15 protein-coding genes are annotated in these 15,366 nt (G+C 62.3%); 2 read left to right on the forward strand and 13 right to left on the reverse strand.

Going from position 1 to position 15,366, the window contains the following annotated elements; genetic code table 11:
• Positions 1-3: 3 nt before the first annotated feature.
• From HN018_RS04430 to HN018_RS04490, 13 genes are all read right to left on the reverse strand, one after another.
• Positions 4-1,413, reverse strand: coding sequence for a CpaF family protein (locus HN018_RS04430; RefSeq protein WP_239479009.1), 1,410 nt, complete (start codon positions 1,411-1,413; stop codon positions 4-6).
• Positions 1,410-2,681 carry a cellulose synthase operon protein YhjQ/BcsQ gene (locus HN018_RS04435; protein WP_171837509.1) on the reverse strand — a complete coding sequence of 424 codons (1,272 nt, stop codon included), beginning with the start codon at positions 2,679-2,681 and terminating at the stop codon, positions 1,410-1,412. The genes HN018_RS04430 and HN018_RS04435 overlap by 4 nt, the downstream gene beginning before the upstream one ends.
• A gap of 9 nt (positions 2,682-2,690) precedes the next feature.
• Positions 2,691-3,008, reverse strand: a complete 318-nt coding sequence (locus HN018_RS04440; protein ID WP_171837510.1) for a hypothetical protein — start codon at positions 3,006-3,008, stop codon at positions 2,691-2,693.
• Entirely contained in the window at positions 3,008-4,456 is a 1,449-nt protein-coding gene (locus HN018_RS04445) for a type II and III secretion system protein family protein (protein WP_171837511.1), read from the reverse strand. Before HN018_RS04445 ends, HN018_RS04440 begins: the two co-directional genes overlap by 1 nt.
• Positions 4,456-5,295 carry a Flp pilus assembly protein CpaB gene (gene cpaB / locus HN018_RS04450; RefSeq protein WP_171837512.1) on the reverse strand — a complete coding sequence of 280 codons (840 nt, stop codon included), beginning with the start codon at positions 5,293-5,295 and terminating at the stop codon, positions 4,456-4,458. Before cpaB ends, HN018_RS04445 begins: the two co-directional genes overlap by 1 nt.
• Before the next feature lie 16 nt (positions 5,296-5,311).
• Entirely contained in the window at positions 5,312-5,803 is a 492-nt protein-coding gene (locus HN018_RS04455) for an A24 family peptidase (RefSeq protein WP_171837513.1), read from the reverse strand.
• Positions 5,804-6,039: 236 nt separating this feature from the next.
• Positions 6,040-6,231 carry a Flp family type IVb pilin gene (locus tag HN018_RS04460; protein WP_171837514.1) on the reverse strand — a complete coding sequence of 64 codons (192 nt, stop codon included), beginning with the start codon at positions 6,229-6,231 and terminating at the stop codon, positions 6,040-6,042.
• A 196-nt stretch (positions 6,232-6,427) separates the two neighbouring features.
• On the reverse strand, positions 6,428-6,622 hold the full coding sequence (locus HN018_RS04465; protein WP_204259672.1) for a Flp family type IVb pilin: 195 nt from the start codon (positions 6,620-6,622) through the stop codon (positions 6,428-6,430).
• A gap of 135 nt (positions 6,623-6,757) precedes the next feature.
• Complete coding sequence (locus HN018_RS04470; protein ID WP_171837515.1) at positions 6,758-7,393, reverse strand: lysozyme family protein; 636 nt, start codon at positions 7,391-7,393, stop codon at positions 6,758-6,760.
• Position 7,394: 1 nt separating this feature from the next.
• Positions 7,395-8,081: a response regulator transcription factor gene (locus HN018_RS04475; RefSeq protein ID WP_239479249.1), complete on the reverse strand. Its 687-nt coding sequence runs from the start codon at positions 8,079-8,081 to the stop codon at positions 7,395-7,397.
• Positions 8,082-8,248: 167 nt separating this feature from the next.
• Positions 8,249-10,096, reverse strand: a complete 1,848-nt coding sequence (locus HN018_RS04480; RefSeq protein ID WP_171837517.1) for an ATP-binding protein — start codon at positions 10,094-10,096, stop codon at positions 8,249-8,251.
• An 820-nt stretch (positions 10,097-10,916) separates the two neighbouring features.
• Complete coding sequence (locus HN018_RS04485) at positions 10,917-11,657, reverse strand: response regulator transcription factor (protein ID WP_171837518.1); 741 nt, start codon at positions 11,655-11,657, stop codon at positions 10,917-10,919.
• Positions 11,658-12,297: 640 nt separating this feature from the next.
• Positions 12,298-13,287 (reverse strand): zinc-dependent alcohol dehydrogenase family protein, encoded by a 990-nt coding sequence (locus HN018_RS04490; protein ID WP_171837519.1) that lies wholly within the window; start codon positions 13,285-13,287, stop codon positions 12,298-12,300.
• A 95-nt stretch (positions 13,288-13,382) separates the two neighbouring features.
• On the opposite strand from HN018_RS04490, the gene HN018_RS04495 reads away from it, so the two are divergent.
• Positions 13,383-14,018: a TetR/AcrR family transcriptional regulator gene (locus HN018_RS04495; protein ID WP_171837520.1), complete on the forward strand. Its 636-nt coding sequence runs from the start codon at positions 13,383-13,385 to the stop codon at positions 14,016-14,018.
• 175 nt (positions 14,019-14,193) lie between these two features.
• A protein-coding gene (locus HN018_RS04500) for an IS3 family transposase (RefSeq protein WP_239479011.1) occupies positions 14,194-15,341 on the forward strand; the annotation gives its coding sequence in 2 pieces (ribosomal slippage) (positions 14,194-14,455 and positions 14,455-15,341; 1,149 coding nt in all).
• Positions 15,342-15,366: the final 25 nt, after the last annotated feature.

The raw sequence follows: 15,366 nt of genomic DNA on the forward strand, positions 1-15,366 counted from the left end.
CGTTCAGCCTCCTGCGGTCTCGGCCATCGCCTGGGTCCAGCCCGTGTCGAGACCGAATCCCACCAGTCGCGACCAGAAGGACGGACGCGACCGGCTGATCTCGTAGCGCCCGCTCGACTGGCCTTCCGCGACTTCGCCAATCTGTTCTCGCCGGAAGATGTCGTTCAGGATGACGACTTCCCCTTCCATGCCACAGACTTCGGTAATCTGGACCAGGCGCCGCACGCCGTCGCGCTGACGCTCGATCTGGATGATCATGTCGACGGCGCTCACGATCTGCTGCCGGATCGCCGCCGAGGGCAGGCCCATGTTGCCCATCTGCACCATGTTCTCGATACGGGTCAGCGCGTCGCGCGACGTATTGGCGTGGATCGTCGACATGCTGCCGTCATGGCCGGTATTCATCGCCTGCAGCATGTCGAATGCTTCCGAACCGCGGACCTCGCCGATGATGACCCGATCGGGGCGCATCCGCAGTGCGTTGCGCACTAGGTCGCGCTGGGTGATCTCGCCACCACCCTCCAGGCTCGGCGGCCGGGTCTCGAGACGCACCACATGCGGCTGCTGCAGGCGCAGTTCGGCGGCATCCTCGATGGTGACGATGCGTTCGCCATGGTCGATCAGGCGTGACAGCGCATTCATCAGTGTCGTCTTGCCGGAGCCGGTGCCGCCGGAAATGATGATGTTGAGCCGCGCGCTGGAGGCGATCTGCAGCACCTCCGCCATCGCGGCCGTCATGGCACCGTTCTCGACCAGTTGCTCGAACGTCAGGGCATGCTTGCCGAACTTGCGGATCGACAGGTACGGGCCATCGAGTGCCAGCGGTGGGAACACGATGTTGACGCGCGAACCGTCGCGTAGCCTCGCATCGACCAGCGGACTGGATTCGTCGATGCGTCGACCGACCGCCGAGGCGATGCGCTGACAGATGTTGGCGACATGCGCCGCATTGCGGAACCGGACGGGTGACAGCCGCAACCGGCCACGCTGCTCGATGAACACCCTGTCCGGGCCGTTCACCATGATGTCGGCGATGCTGTCGTCGTCCAGCAGCGGCTGCAGCGGTCCGAGCCCAAGCATGTCGTCGACCAGCTCGGTGGCCAGGCTGCGCTGCTCGCGGGCATTGATGTGGATGCGTCGATCGGTTGCGATCTCGGAAATCAGCCGCTCCACTTCGCGTGTCAGCCGCTCCGGCGCCACATTGCCGATCGCCGCCGGATCGACGCGCGCAAGGCAGGCGGACCGGAGATCCGCCAGGGCCGCAGCATGGGCGGAGGCATTCCCAGTCGCGACAGCTGCGGCGGCAGACGCCCCCATAGCCGTGGTCGGACCCTTCCGCTCGGCGATGGCTTCCGCCGGTGCCTCCTCCTCCGTTCCAAGACGCCGCCGCCCGAACATGGTCGATCCCGTCACGGCTTTGCTCCGAACAGATGCCATCTGGCGCCGCGAACCGTAATTTTCTCCGGGGCGATGGTGCTGTCGAGCAAGCGGATGAAGGCCACCTGTTGCGCCAGTTCTGCGACCGCATTGCGAAAAATGCCGCGGGTGGCCGCTGCCGCCATGCCCATGGTCGCCGCCTGTCCCATTTGACGCGGCAGGTCGGCGATCGCGATGTCCACGGGCATCTTCAGTCCTTCCTCGACCTGCCGGCGGTTCAGGCCGCCAGGCAGCCCGACCCGGTTCAACACGATCACCGGCCGGCGGGCGCCTTGCACGGTCTGAGGAATTGCGAGCAACCGCAGCGTCGCGCGAATTCCCGACAGGGTCGGCGGCATGACGAGTATCCGCTGCTGAGACTGCTTGAGCAGGTCGCGATACAACGTGACCGGGGCCGCCGGCACATCCACGACGATCATGTTGTAGCGGCGGCCGAGTGCCTCGATCAGCCGTGAAGCCGCGTCGGGCGCGGTATCGACCGCGTTCGACAACGTCTCCTCGCCGGCCAGGACATGCAGCCGCGTCGATGTGTCGCCATCCATGATCGGCTGGGTTGCGCGTTCGACGAACAGGGCGTCGATCCGGTCGGGTGCTTCCAGGGCCGCCCGCAGGCCCGGACTTGCCTTGACGTCGAGCAACAAGGCCGCATCGCCCAGATGAAGGTCGGGGTCGAGCAGGACCGTGTGGCGCATCGCATCCATGGCGAAATGCCAGGCTAGATTGGCTGCGATCGTGGTGGCGCCGACGCCACCGACAACGCCGGTGACGGTCAGCACGCGACCGGTGGTGACGGCGTCGTCGCGCAGCTCTCCGGTCACGATCGGTAGGAAATGCCGCGAGACCCGCTCGCGGGTGACGGGCTTGGAGAGATATTCGACCGCCCCCAGCCCCCGCGTGATCTGGCGGTAGGTGTCGACGTCGTGTGCGTCGCCGATGACCAGCACGCGGACGTCCGGCTCGACCACCTCGGACAGATGGCCAAGTGCCGTCAGCGGATGCTTCTCGCCGCCGACATCGACGATCAGGACATGCGGCGTCGCCGTCTTGCGCAGCGCCGCGATCGCCGCCTTGATGCCGCCGCGTCGTATGTCGATGCGCTCGACGGGCAGGTCGGCAAGTCCCTCGCGGAGTGCCGCCTCGGTCTCGCCGTCGCCGATGAACGCCATGAGCGGCGCCCGGTCGTGGCGTTCTGCCTCGGTATTGCCGCTTTTCGCGGCGTTTGACTGGGTGAGGATTTCGCTCAATTGGGTTGCCTATTGCGTAGCGGGGGCGATGCCGCCGGTTACACTGCCGGATGAAGTTGAGGCGACGGCGCCGTCCGCCGACGACATCAACGGCTTCAAGCTGTCGGATCTCGCCCGATCGACCGCGGCAGCGGCCATTTGCCCATCCGCGATCGTGGAGCCATGCCCGCGTTGCATGTCGTAGGGGTTGGCGATCATGCTGGCGGCGTTGATCGTCGGGGTGTTGTCGACCTTCAGGGTACCCTCCCGAACCGTCGGGTCGAACACGCTGCATCCCATCAGCAGGAGGATCGGCGTCGCCAATGCGACGCGAGGAAACCCGGTCATCACTTCACGATGAACCCGGCATCGGCGGGAAAGACATGATCTGCGCGACTGTCCGCTCTGCCGGTCAGCGATGTCTGCCGTAGCAGGAAAATGCGCTCCAGGTCGTTGGGAGGGGTGAAATCCTGATCGGGCGTCTTCAGCACCGATGGATCGTCGACCGGTTGGACCAGGTAAGGTGTCACGATAATCACCAGCTCGGTTTCGCTATGGGAGAAATTATCGCTCCTGAACAGGCTTCCCACGACCGGAATATCGCTCAGGCCAGGGATCCCGGAATCAGTTTGGGTATAGTTTTTCTGCAGCATCCCGGCGATTGCCAGACTCTGGCCGGAGCCGAGTTCGACGGTGGTGTCGGCCCGCCGGATGGTGAGCGCCGGTATGGTAATCGCCGTGTTGCCGGTTCCGGTCTGGATCGCACCCTGCGTCGTCAACGAACTGACCTCGGGCCGGACGTGCAGCAGGATACGGTTCGAGCCGAGCACCGTCGGCACGAAATCCAGCTTCACGCCATACTCCTTGTAGGTGACGTTGATCTGGCCGAGTGACGAACTGACCGGGATCGGATACTGGCCGCCGACCAGGAAGTCTGCAGGCTGGCCGCTCATGGTCACGAGGTCGGGCTCCGCAAGCAGATGTGCCGAGTTATCCTGCGCCAGCGCGTCGACGATGGCGTTGATGCTGGTTCCGCTGTTCTGGTAGCCGAGGCCGATCAGCGCCGACGCCGCGTTATAGGTCGCCGAAGGCAAGGCGCCGCCGATCATGGTCTTCGTGACCCTGCCAGCATAGGCTCCGGCAACCTGCCAGTTGATGCCGAGCTCGCGGGTGACCTGCCGCGACATCTCGGCGACCCGCACGCGCAGCAGGACCTGAACGGATTGATTGACGCCGGTCCGGTTGTCGAGAGTGGCACCTTTCGGCAGTGAGCCTGCCAGCGCCGCCACCGCGCCGGACGCATCTTCCGGAGTTGCCACGGTTCCCGCTGCCTCGAGACCGCCGGCGGTCGTCTGAACGGAAATATCGTTGCCCGGCAGTTCCCGGTTCAGCAACGCCTTGCCCTCCCCGGCCGCGAAGGAGGATGGCTGGACAACGACTTCGTAGCTGGCGAGGCGTCGTCCCGACGCATCCAGCGCGGCCACCGTGCTTCGTCCGGGTGCCAGGCCGAACACGAAAAAGGTCGATGGACTGGCCGGTCGCACGTCGACGACCTTCGGGTTGGCAACGAACACGTTCGCCGCCGGCCGGTGCACGTCGATCACCTTTCCGGCGCCCATTTCGAGCGTCAGGGCCGCGGGCTGACCGATCCTGGCCTGAGCCATGCTGACGTAACGGGCGGTCTCATGCCGTGTGCGGCCTTCGACGGGTTGCGGTAAAACAATCGGTGTGGCCAGCGCGACACCGGTGCAGGCGGCAAGCGCGATCGCGCGCCGCGATGAACGAAGCTGGCCCATCAATAGCGATACTCCTGCGCGTCGGCCTGCCCTCGGAATATCCGGAGTGGTGGCGGCACCGATGCCGGCGCGGGCTGATCCGCGGCCAGCGCCGGGGACACGTCCTTTGCCCAGGTGATCCTGAGCGGCCTTGCGGCAGCAACGCCGCCGGCAGACAGGACGGCAAGCGACAGCCGCCCGAGATGAGCCGCGACGGCGACTTTCTCGTCTTCGTCCGACGTCACTTCAAGCGTTACCGTCCCGGCCTGCGGCTGCGCCGTCTTGGTGCCGGTCGCACCCTCCATGAGATCCTGGTCGATCGCGATCACGCGAACGTCGCTCAATACTGTTTCAGCCGCCACGCGATGGCCTGCCGGGATTTTCGGATCGTCAAGCGTCTGGGTCAGCACCAGGTTGACGTGGTCGCCCGGCCAGATCAGGCCGGCAGATCCGCTGACGGCATCGACCGCAACGGTCACCGCCAGCTTTCCGCTGCCGAGAACAGCCGCAAGAAATCCATGGTCTCCCGGGTGCAATGCGTCCTGGCCAAGGATCGGCTGATCAGATGCCAAGCTGCGGCGCACCATGCTGCCGAAAAGATTCTGGCGCGCCGTGGCGGTATCGGCGATCGCGCCACGCGGAACCGCTCCCGACGGAATCACCAGGTTCTTGAGGTCGCCAGTCGCCAGCAGGCTTCCTGCACGGATATCGTGGCTGACCGCGAGAATTGTCTGGGTCGGTGGGATCTTGGGCATTTCCGCCACTATCGGGGCAGGGGGGCGCGTGCTGATCCAGGCGGTCACGCCGAAGCCCGCAAGCCCGATCGCCATGATCAGGAATAGGACGATACGGACGATCATGATCTGCCGGACATGTCTAGTGGACGGTCATGACGAGGATCGAGCCGCAGGCAATCGCAACGCCGTAAGGCAGCGAAAGGCGTCGGACGATCCGGCGTTGCTCGGTGCGCAGGATGCGGCGTAACCGCGATGCCGGCCGGACCGGACTGACCCGGGGCAGCAACCTGCTCATCACGATATAACAAAGGCTCAGGACACCACCGGCCAGGGCGGTCACCAGGATCAGGTCGGCAACGCGATTCGCCGGGATCGAAAACGTGGCTGCGGCAAGAAGCTTCACGTCCCCGCCTCCAAGAATACCGAACATCCAGGCAATGAAGCAGAGGGCGAATACCGATGTCGCCAGAACCACAGAAAGCCCCAGATGCCGATCGAACAGATGATTGACGATCCCGACAAGAATGAGACAAACCGGAAGGATGTTCGGAATTCGTCGCCATGCGATGTCATAGAGTCCAGCGGCAAGAACAACGAGGCAGGCTAGAGAAGTGCTTGCGACCGACCACATTGTTCGCCCTCGACCAACCACAAACCTTTACTACTTCATCACCGGGAATTGAAAGCCTAAATTGTGATATTATTCCCGCCCAGAAAGACAGAAACATAAAAAGAGATAAGTTATTTAATCATTGGATTCTCGCCGACCGGCGCGAATCCATCAGGGCGGCGGCACAGCCATCAGGAAAATGCTTACGAGTTCAAGCAAGAGGAACTGCGGAGCGCATCCGCCGCTTCTACATTATCCTACTTAATAGGGAAGTCGCCGCTGATAGTAGTGAACGCTGATGAAAGCGATCCGGTGAGCAGCGCAACCGCAACGACGAGGACGACTGCCATCATGGACGCGATCAGGCCATACTCGATCGCGGTCACACCGCGCCTATCGAGCCGAAAGTTGTAGATCAGCAGGGTCGTCAACGACGCAAGTAATATCATGAGATCTCTCCAGGCCCTGAGTTGACGGTCGCCGGTAGAAAAAGGTGCCGACCGATGGCATCCTGATCTAGTTTCAGGCCGAGATGCCGCCAGTCAGCACTGGAATGACGGATCTGGCGGTCCCGGATCGAAAGCGATAGCCGGGAACAGGGAGAACACGCTTTCCTCCTCGTCCCCGGCTTAGCTCGGCTGTTTATTACTTGCCGGTCGAGATATGGGTGCCGATGCTCGTGAACGCGGTGGTCAGCGAGCCGGTGACCAGGGCCACGGCGACGACGAGGACGACGGCCATCATGGACGCGATAAGGCCGTACTCGATGGCGGTCACGCCACGCTTGTCGTCGCGGAAGGTGTTGATGAGGACAGTGGCCGCCGAAATCAATGACATCATTTTGGTGTCTCCAGATTCTGTGTTGACCGAGCGCTGGGATACACACCACCCGGCCGGCAACACAGTTATCGTGTCTTTTCGTTAACCGGATGTTAATCTCTACGGAAATGCCCCGTCAGGAAATGACGAGTTTGGTCAACGAAGTCCAGCACGAACAACATGCGGAAACGATACGGATGCATCTAGACGCCGTCCTGCAACGACGATGAGATACGGGTCGGACTTCCGTGCTATGCTCAACGTTTGAGACGAACCAGCCGAACCTAGAACGCGGTCGCGATATGCGGTCCCAAGACGCGGTGTCGCACTGTGATAACGAGCGACAGCGGACGGCCAGTCCGCAGTCTCCGCGTGCAGTGCCACCAGGAACCGTGCCGCCGCTCGAGCATTCGCACGCGGATCGAGAGACTCCTCGACCGAGGCAAAGTCGCCGGGATGCCAGAACAGATCGACCTGGAAACAGCCGACGTCGATCAGCCGCGTCCCCTGCGCCTGGAGTCGCTCGACCTGCGCGGCGGCTTCGGCACGTGTCTCGTAGAAGGCGCCCGTCTTGTTGGCCGCAACCGTCCACGGCCATGGCGCATTGTCCCGGCCATGACCGCTCTCGACGCGCCCGATGGCACCGAGCAGGCCCTGGGGCAGTCGGAACTCTTCCTCTGCATCGTGCGCCGCCTGCTGGCAGTCCTGGGGATCGGCCTTTGCAGACGGATGAACGGCGAGTGCCAGGAGCTGCACTGCCAGCAGAAGCGTCCCGGCAAGCCAGCGCCGCATGTCAGGCAGACAATGCGTAGCCGGCGCCACGAACCGACACGATGATCTGGTCGTCGCTGTCACGGGACGACAGCTTCTTGCGCAGACCCACGATCAACTGGTCGACCGCGCGATCCTCGGACCCAAGCGGACGCCGCAGCGCCTGACGACAGAGTTCCTCGCGCGAAAGCGGCTCTCCGCGGGCAGCGACCAGCAATTCGAGGGCCTTCCCCTCTGCGCCGGTCAGCGGAATCCTGTCGCCATTTTCGACGATCACGACGCGCTTGCGAAGATCTACCTCTGCATGCGCCAGGCGGAGCGTTGTAGAAGCTTCCGGCCGGATCTCATTGTTCCGGCCCCGGGCCAGCCTTCGATGCACCGCGCGGATGCGGGCGACCAGCTCGCGCATGGATGGCGGCTTAATGATATAGTCGTCGGCACCAAGCTCGATGCCAACCACGCGCTCTGCTTCCTCGCCGTTGCCGCTGAGAACGATGATGCCGCAATCGCCGGTGCGGAGCAGCCATGGGATCAGTGAGATGCCGTTCGTGTCGGGCAACTCGAGATCGAGCAGCACGATGTCCGGGCCGAAGGTCTCCTTGAGCAGCATGGCCTCGCGGCCGCTACGCGCAATCTGTGCCGGCATTCCCGACCGGATCAGGAAGCGCAGAAGCATATCCCCGATTGCAGGGTCGTCCTCGACGATCATCACCGATGGTCCCTGAGGCTCTAGATCGTCTAATCGTGCCACGGTTCAGGCCTTCCAGCCGTGCGTGGCTGCTAGAACTTGACTATTCAGCCAAGGTATAACGCAATTCTAACGTTTAGGACAGATCCGTTTTTGAAGTGACTCGATCCCGCAAGAGACTTTTCAGGCTAGAGAACGCTTCTTTTGACGGTATTCAAAACCTGAGATCCAAGTTGATAAAACGAGAACGGTTTCTGGAGCAGGTTCTGTCCAGGCTCGACCAAGTTCCCATTTAACGATCCGTCATCGGCGTAGCCGCTCACGAACAAGACGGGCATATCCGGGAGTATGACGTTCAGCCGTTGCGCAAGATCAGGCCCGTTAATGCCGCCGGAGAGTTCGATGTCGCTCAGGAGCAGGTCTGGTGATGCTCCGCACATCACGGCAGACAGCGCCTGCTGTGCGTCTGCGGCCTCGATGACCATGTAGCGCAGGCGACGCAGCATGCGGGCAGTCTGATGGCGGACAAGATCCACATCCTCGACCAGAAGTATCGTCTCGCCATTTCCGGATGGCGGCTGCGACTCCACGGCGACCGATGCGGTGCTGTTGGCGGTGCTGTCTAGGCTACGAGGGAGATAGAGCGTGATCGTGGTGCCGGTTCCCGGCGTGCTTACGATACCGACATGACCCCGTGACTGCTTGACGAAGCCGTAGACCATCGAAAGTCCGAGCCCGGTACCGGCCCCAGACGGCTTCGTCGTGAAGAACGGCTCGAACACATGAGAGAGATGCTCCGAGGCAACGCCGTAACCTGTATCCGCGACGTCTATCCGCACGTAGTCGCCTGGTTGCAGGCCATCCCTTTCCGGTGGGCTATCGGCCGTGATGACAGTGGTGCTGAGGCGGATGGTGAGCGTCCCGCCATCTGCCATGGCGTCGCGCGCGTTGACGGCCAAGTTGATCAGGGCATTTTGCAACTGCGTCGCATCGATCAGGGCGTGGCATGATGCGCAATCGAACGTCAGGGCAATGGTGATCAAAGGCCCGGCCGAACTCTTGATCAGGCCGGTCATCTCGCGAAGCAGTTGCGCCACGTTAACCAGTCTTGGCGCGAGTGGTTGCTTGCGCGCAAACGCGAGCAGCTGATGGACCAGATCCGCGGCAGAGCGTGCAGCCTGAAACGCGTCTTCGATGGAGCCACTATCGTGCCTGGAGCCGCCTTCATCGATTTGAAGCAGCTCGAGATTGCCCATGATGACGGTCAGGAGATTATTGAAATCATGCGCAATCCCGCCCGTCAGCAGGCCGATCGCCTTCATCTTGGCTGCCTGGCGATCCCGGGCATCCGCTTCGATCTGGCGGCTGATATCCTGGAGCGATACTGTTGTTCCTGATCCGTGGCCAACGCCGCGCATCGCGAAGTAGCGTTCTGGAGCATCTGCCTGGCTGGGCCAGCGGATCGTGCAGGACATCTCGGAACGCGTGTCCGCGGCATGGCGCAAAGACGCTTCGATCTGTTCCAGGACCGGTGCGGGGAAAAGCGCCCAGAGGGGGCTGCCCGATGCGCTGGTGAGGTTGCCGCCACCTGAGGTGTTGTCGAGGCTGCCGCTCGAGCAGATCGAGCCGAGGGAGAGTAGCGTCCGGGCTTCCTCGTTGGCGAAAATCGGCTGCCAAGCCTCGTCCACTGCCAGCACCGCATCCGGCATCGCGCTGAACACCGCCTCGATCTGTCTGCGGGACTGGTCCGCCATCCTGTGCAAGGCGGTGACCTTTTCCACCTCCGCCCGGCGTTCCTCCAGCAGCTGAATAACGTCGAGTGTGTGCGAAGCGCTGTAGACCAGTTGCTCCAGGCTGGAACGTTCGATTGCCTCAAGTCTACGGCGCGTCTTCAGCGTGACCAGCAGGACGCCTTCCAGGCATCCTTCGCGGGTCAGCAACGAAAAGCTGTCGCCACCGGGCTTCCTGCCGCGACCGGCGCCCAGGTCCAGGCCCGGTGGCAACACGACGCAGGTTGCGTGCGGATCGACCAGCATTGCACTGTCAGCTTCCAACTGCCTGAACAGCGATGCGCGGTCGAGCTGCTGTGAAAGCCGCACTATGCTGGTGGACAGGTGGGCCAGGCGGCGGGCCTCGCGGACCTCCAGGCGCTCAAGGCGGAGGCTGAGTGCCAGCAGCAGGGCAATGATCAGCAGGGTTCCAATCGCAAGCCGGCCGGTGGCAATCTGCCAGGGTTGCATCGCGACCATCCGGGGTGTGCCGACAATAACCGTGAGCGATCGTCCGGGGATCGGCGCAACCACACATAGGCAGGTTCCGAGCGGACGGCTTCGCGCGTCCAGGATCGCGTCCGCACCCGACTGCACAACCAGTCTGCCGAGATCATCCACCAGAGCGACGGTGACCCGCGCGCCGCTGCCCAACCGGGCGTAGTGCCGGGCAAGCCAGTCGGTATCCAACATGATGGCCGCACGCGTCGCGGTACGGTCCGTAACGGCCCGGTCCGCCAGCACCGTGCCGACGGGCGCCGCGATGCTTGGCTGCTCTGCAGGCACCAGCCGGATCGATCGGACCCCGCCGACAGGCTGCGATACCGCAGGGGGATGCCCTGACGTGCCTTCGCGGCGTAGGCTGGCAACCGCTGCATCCGCGCTGCCGAGGACCGCCTGTGTCTGTTGCATAGCGAGCTCAGCGACGCTGCTCCTGGTTGCCAGGTCCTGTCGCACGGATCGCGCATGGTCGGACGTGACATGCAGCAGGAATAGCAGCAGGATCGTGACGACCGTGACCGCGGTCACCAGATGAAGCGCGCCACGCGGTCTCCAGGCAGATAAACCAGGAACGATCCGGTATGGATCAGGCCGCCTGAGCGGCATCACTCATACCCTTGAAGCCGAGACCGGGCCTGTATGCTGTCGATGGACGGTCCGGTGGCGTGTCGTTCAGGATATAGCCCAGGCCACGAACCGTCTCGATGAGATCGTGGACGCCACAGGCCGCAAGCTTCTTGCGCAGCTTGCACACGAAGACGTCGATCGTCCGGGCGTTCGGCGCGTCCCGGCCGCCATAGAGCTGGTCGAGCAGGACGTCCTTGGTCAGGATTGCACCCTTGCGAAGCACCATGGCTTCCAGAAGCTCGTATTCTTTGCTGGTCAGGGTAATTGGAACCCCGTCCAGCCGCAACGAGCGGCGGATCATGTCGAAGCGCAGTGGACCGATCGCGCAGATCGCCGGATCGGCGCCGCGAAACCGGCGCACGATGGCCCGGATCCGCGCTGCCAGGATTTCGATCCGGCATGGCAAGGCGACGATATCGTCCACGCCCGCTGCGAAGCAGCCGATGCTCTGCTCCAGGCCGATGTCGGCGCCGAGCACCAGGATCGGGACAGTCGCATGCATCAGTCGAAGCCCGGCGATCGCCGAACCATCAGCCCCTGCAAGTGCGACATCCAGAAGGAGCATGTCGAGATCGTAAAGTCCGGCCAGTTCCGAAACGTCATCAAGGTCATCGCATGCCTCGGTCTGAACGCCTTGTTCCTGCAACAGGCTGACGAATGCGAGCGTGCGTGGATTGATTGAAGCAATGGCCACGCGCATCTGACAATCCTTCTTACAGACCAACCGACTATATAAGCAATGTTTATCGAAATTTAACTGAATGTCGGTGGCTAAGCTTGTGAGATTATGTCAACACTATTTTAGATACTTGGGACCATTATGGATAGCGGCAGCGTCATATAGGTCAATTGCCTCGAAATCCGTAATAGCGAGGACTATCCGTGTTGATACCGCAAGGGCAGCCGGTTCGGCTGTTCTTCCTGAACGTGTGCAGGCAGCCATCCTTGACTTGATGGTTGATCGTGACTGCGACCCCAGTGGGATCCCGAAATCGTCCGGGTCGCCCCACGCGCCGACAGTAAAACACCCGGCGCCCCCCGATGACGACCATACTCGAGCAAGAAGTCGAGGTTCTACCGATAGACTCGAAGCCGGATTTTGCCGGCGTCGCGATCGGCACGTGTGATCTCACAGTCAGGGCGGGGTGCTCATATTCAGCAAACCCCCGTTCGCCGCCTGCAACACGAATGATCACGCCGTGGGCGGACGGGTGCTGCAGCCGTAGCAATACGGTCCCCCGAGCGCGGCGGCATTTCGATGCCCCGTTTGCAAGGAAATCCGCGCTTATGCGTGATCTAAGCATCCGGCCGTAGCGGCGCTACGTCCGTTGGAATACGGATCAGACGGTGACGACAACCTTACCGATCTGTTCGTTCGACTCGAGAAAGCGATGCGCATCCTGGATCTGGTCGAGTGTAAACGTGCGTGCGATCACCGGCCTCAGCGCGCCCGACGCCAGACCGGCAACGATAAAGGCCTTGGCGCGACCGAGAGCCGCATCGTCGGCGACGACCTCGCTGTAGAGATAGCCTTTCAGCGTCAGGCATTTTCCAAGCACGGTGAATAACGGGAAAGGCGTCGGCTCCGGACTCAGCGCACCATATTCCAACAGGATACCGCCTTGTTTCATGCTCGCTGTCAGCGGTTCGAAAGAAGGCCCCCCGACTGGATCGAAAACGACGCGCGCGCCTGTGTTGCCGGTGATCTCCATGACCCGTGCGACCAGATCCTCTTCCTCGACCGCAACCACGTAATGTGCTCCGGCATCGAGAAGCGCCTGCCGCTTGGCACTGGTGCGCGTGGTGGCGATCACGATGGCACCCACCATTCGGGCCATCTGGAAGGCAGCAAGACCGACGCTGCTCGACGCCGCGGTGACGATCACGACATCGCCTTCGCCGAGCTTCGCCTGCTCGATCAGCGCGCCCCAGGCGGTGACATACTGCATCCAGGAAGCGGCGGCCTCTGCAAACGACAATCCCTGCGGATGCTTCACGACGAGACGCGCCGGCACATTTGCCAGTTCGCCATAGGTGCCCCAGTGCGCGATATCGAGTGCCGGGATCACGCTGACGACATCACCGATGTTCACACCAGTCACCGACGCACCCACAGCCTTCACGATCCCCGCCGCCTCGTAACCGAGCCGGCTTGGGAAGACGGCTTCCTGTAGATAGGCGTGATTACGGAACATCACCTCGGCCCGGTTGATCCCGATCGCTTTTACTGAAATCTGCACCTCATCGTTTGCTGGAGCTGGAACCTCGATATCATCGATCTGGAGAACGCTGGCATCGCCATAACCGTGGATCCGAACAACACGCGACATGCCTAAACTCCCTCGATTATCTAATGAACGTTATATATCGTTCGAGATCTACCGGGCAAGCAGGTCTTTATCAACCGTTCGAGATTGGAATTCCTATGGCAGCGGAGACTGTGCCACGTCGAGCTGCAGGCCGCCCCCGGGAATTCGACGCGAACGTAGCCCTCGACAAGGCGGTCCGGCTTTTCTGGCGCCATGGTTATGAAGCGACCTCGATGGCCGATCTTGTCGCGGCACTCGGGGTTGGTGCGCCGAGCCTGTACGCCGCCTTCGGCAACAAGGCTCAACTGTTCGCCAAGGCATTGGAACGTTACGCGGCAACCTTCAGCGTGACGCTCTACGGCGTGATCGACGATCCCTCCCTGACGACACAGGCCACCGTCGGGAAACTGTTCGATCAGGCAGCCCGGCAATTCTCGGAACCGGGGACTCCAGGCGGATGCTTTATGTATTCGGCTGCGGCTGCGGTTTCACCGACATCCGGGGCAATCGAGGCGTTGTTACGGGGTAAGCGCGCGGAATTCGAGACGCGGCTGGCTACGCGACTGGTGCAAGGCATTTCGCGCGGCGACTTGAGCGCGAACATCGACCCTATTGCCACCGCAAAATATCTCAACTGTATCCTGCAAGGCATGTCGCTCCAGGCGCGCGACGGCGCCAAGTATGCGGACCTGAAGTCAATGGCGCAGCGGGCACTCGCCAGTTGGACCCGGGCCCCCAGGGATGATACCTAGGACAGCCATTTCTGGACTGTGTTGCGCTCGCTGATTATTCCGGCTGAGGGCATTCCGGGAAACTATGATCAAGGCGCATTAATGCTTGAGCGTTAGGGTCAAGTCGCGATTATTGAGCTGCTGCCGGTTTCGTGGACACCGAGATTAGGGTGTTTCATGAGATTGGAGGGTGGAGATGGTACGGCGACAGTTCAGCCGAGAGTTCAAGCTGAAGGCGGTCCGGCTGGTCAAGGAGCGTGGTGTTTCGGTGGTGCAAGTCAGCCGAGACTTGGATGTCGGCGAAAACATCCTGCGGCGTTGGATCAAGGAGCTCACTGCGGATCCTGGGCAGGCCTTTCCGGGTCACGGCCAGGTCAAGCCCGAGCAGCAGGAGATCGATCGGTTGCGGCGTGAGGTCGCCAAGCTCAAGGCTGAGCGCGACATTCTAAAAAAAGCCGCGGCCTACTTCGCGAGGGAGTTGTTGTGAAGTTCGGCTTCATCGCGAAACATCGAGGGATCTGGCCGGTGCGGTGGCTTTGCGAGGCGCTCGATGTCTCGCGCAGTGGGTTTCATGCCTGGCTCTCCCGGTCGCCCAGTGCCCGGGCGCGCGGTGACGAGGTTCTCGGCGCCCAGATCAAGGCCAGCTTCGTCGGCAGTGACCGGACCTATGGCGCCCGGCGGGTCTGGCACGACGTGCTGGCCGAGGGGGCCGCATGCGGGCTGCACCGTGTCGAGCGGTTGATGCGTGAGCACGCCTTGCGGGCAAGGCCACGCCGCCGGGGTCTGCCTTCGGACAAGGGCACCCGGCACGAAGCGGCAGACAACGTGCTGGATCGCCAGTTCGACGCCACGACGCCAAACCAGAAGTGGATCGCCGACTTCACCTATCTCTGGACAGCCGAGGGCTGGCTCTACGTAGCGGCCGTCATCGACCTGTTTTCACGCCGCGTGGTGGGCTGGTCGATGAGCGCGACCATGACCGCCCAGCTCGTCGCGGATGCGCTGATGATGGCGATCTGGCGCCGCGGTAAACCAAACGCGCTGCTCCACCACTCGGATCAGGGAAGCCAATATAGCAGTGAGCAGTTTCAGAAGCTCCTAGTGGATCACGGCGTCACATGCAGCATGAGCCGGTCGGGTAACGTCTGGGACAATGCAGCGATGGAGAGCTTCTTCTCCTCGCTGAAAACCGAGCGAACAGCTCGCAAGGTGTATCGCACCCGGGACCAGGCCCGGGCTGACGTGTTCGATTACATCGAGCGGTTCTACAACCCGCGCCGACGCCACTCGACCATCGGATATCTGAGCCCTATGGAGTTCGAGCGTATCAAAGCGTCAGCTTAAGTTGTGTGTCCACAGAACCGGCAGC

The sequence above is a fragment of the Lichenicola cladoniae genome, from assembly GCF_013201075.1.
Taxonomy (GTDB): Bacteria; Pseudomonadota; Alphaproteobacteria; order Acetobacterales; family Acetobacteraceae; genus Lichenicola; species Lichenicola cladoniae.

Excerpts from the sequence above, each read along its gene's own strand:
- HN018_RS04465 (WP_204259672.1), bottom strand. The coding sequence starts at position 6,622 with ATGATGTCATTGATTTCGGCGGCCACTGTCCTCATCAACACCTTCCGC.
- HN018_RS04445 (WP_171837511.1), bottom strand. The coding sequence starts at position 4,456 with ATGGGCCAGCTTCGTTCATCGCGGCGCGCGATCGCGCTTGCCGCCTGC.
- HN018_RS04440 (WP_171837510.1), bottom strand. The coding sequence starts at position 3,008 with ATGACCGGGTTTCCTCGCGTCGCATTGGCGACGCCGATCCTCCTGCTG.
- HN018_RS04455 (WP_171837513.1), bottom strand. The coding sequence starts at position 5,803 with ATGTGGTCGGTCGCAAGCACTTCTCTAGCCTGCCTCGTTGTTCTTGCC.
- HN018_RS04485 (WP_171837518.1), bottom strand. The coding sequence starts at position 11,657 with ATGCGCGTGGCCATTGCTTCAATCAATCCACGCACGCTCGCATTCGTC.
- HN018_RS04475 (WP_239479249.1), bottom strand. The coding sequence starts at position 8,081 with ATGATCGTCGAGGACGACCCTGCAATCGGGGATATGCTTCTGCGCTTC.
- HN018_RS04495 (WP_171837520.1), top strand. The coding sequence starts at position 13,383 with ATGGCAGCGGAGACTGTGCCACGTCGAGCTGCAGGCCGCCCCCGGGAA.
- HN018_RS04470 (WP_171837515.1), bottom strand. The coding sequence starts at position 7,393 with ATGCGGCGCTGGCTTGCCGGGACGCTTCTGCTGGCAGTGCAGCTCCTG.
- HN018_RS04480 (WP_171837517.1), bottom strand. The coding sequence starts at position 10,096 with ATGCTGGTCGATCCGCACGCAACCTGCGTCGTGTTGCCACCGGGCCTG.
- HN018_RS04460 (WP_171837514.1), bottom strand. The coding sequence starts at position 6,231 with ATGATATTACTTGCGTCGTTGACGACCCTGCTGATCTACAACTTTCGG.
- HN018_RS04490 (WP_171837519.1), bottom strand. The coding sequence starts at position 13,287 with ATGTCGCGTGTTGTTCGGATCCACGGTTATGGCGATGCCAGCGTTCTC.
- cpaB (WP_171837512.1), bottom strand. The coding sequence starts at position 5,295 with ATGATCGTCCGTATCGTCCTATTCCTGATCATGGCGATCGGGCTTGCG.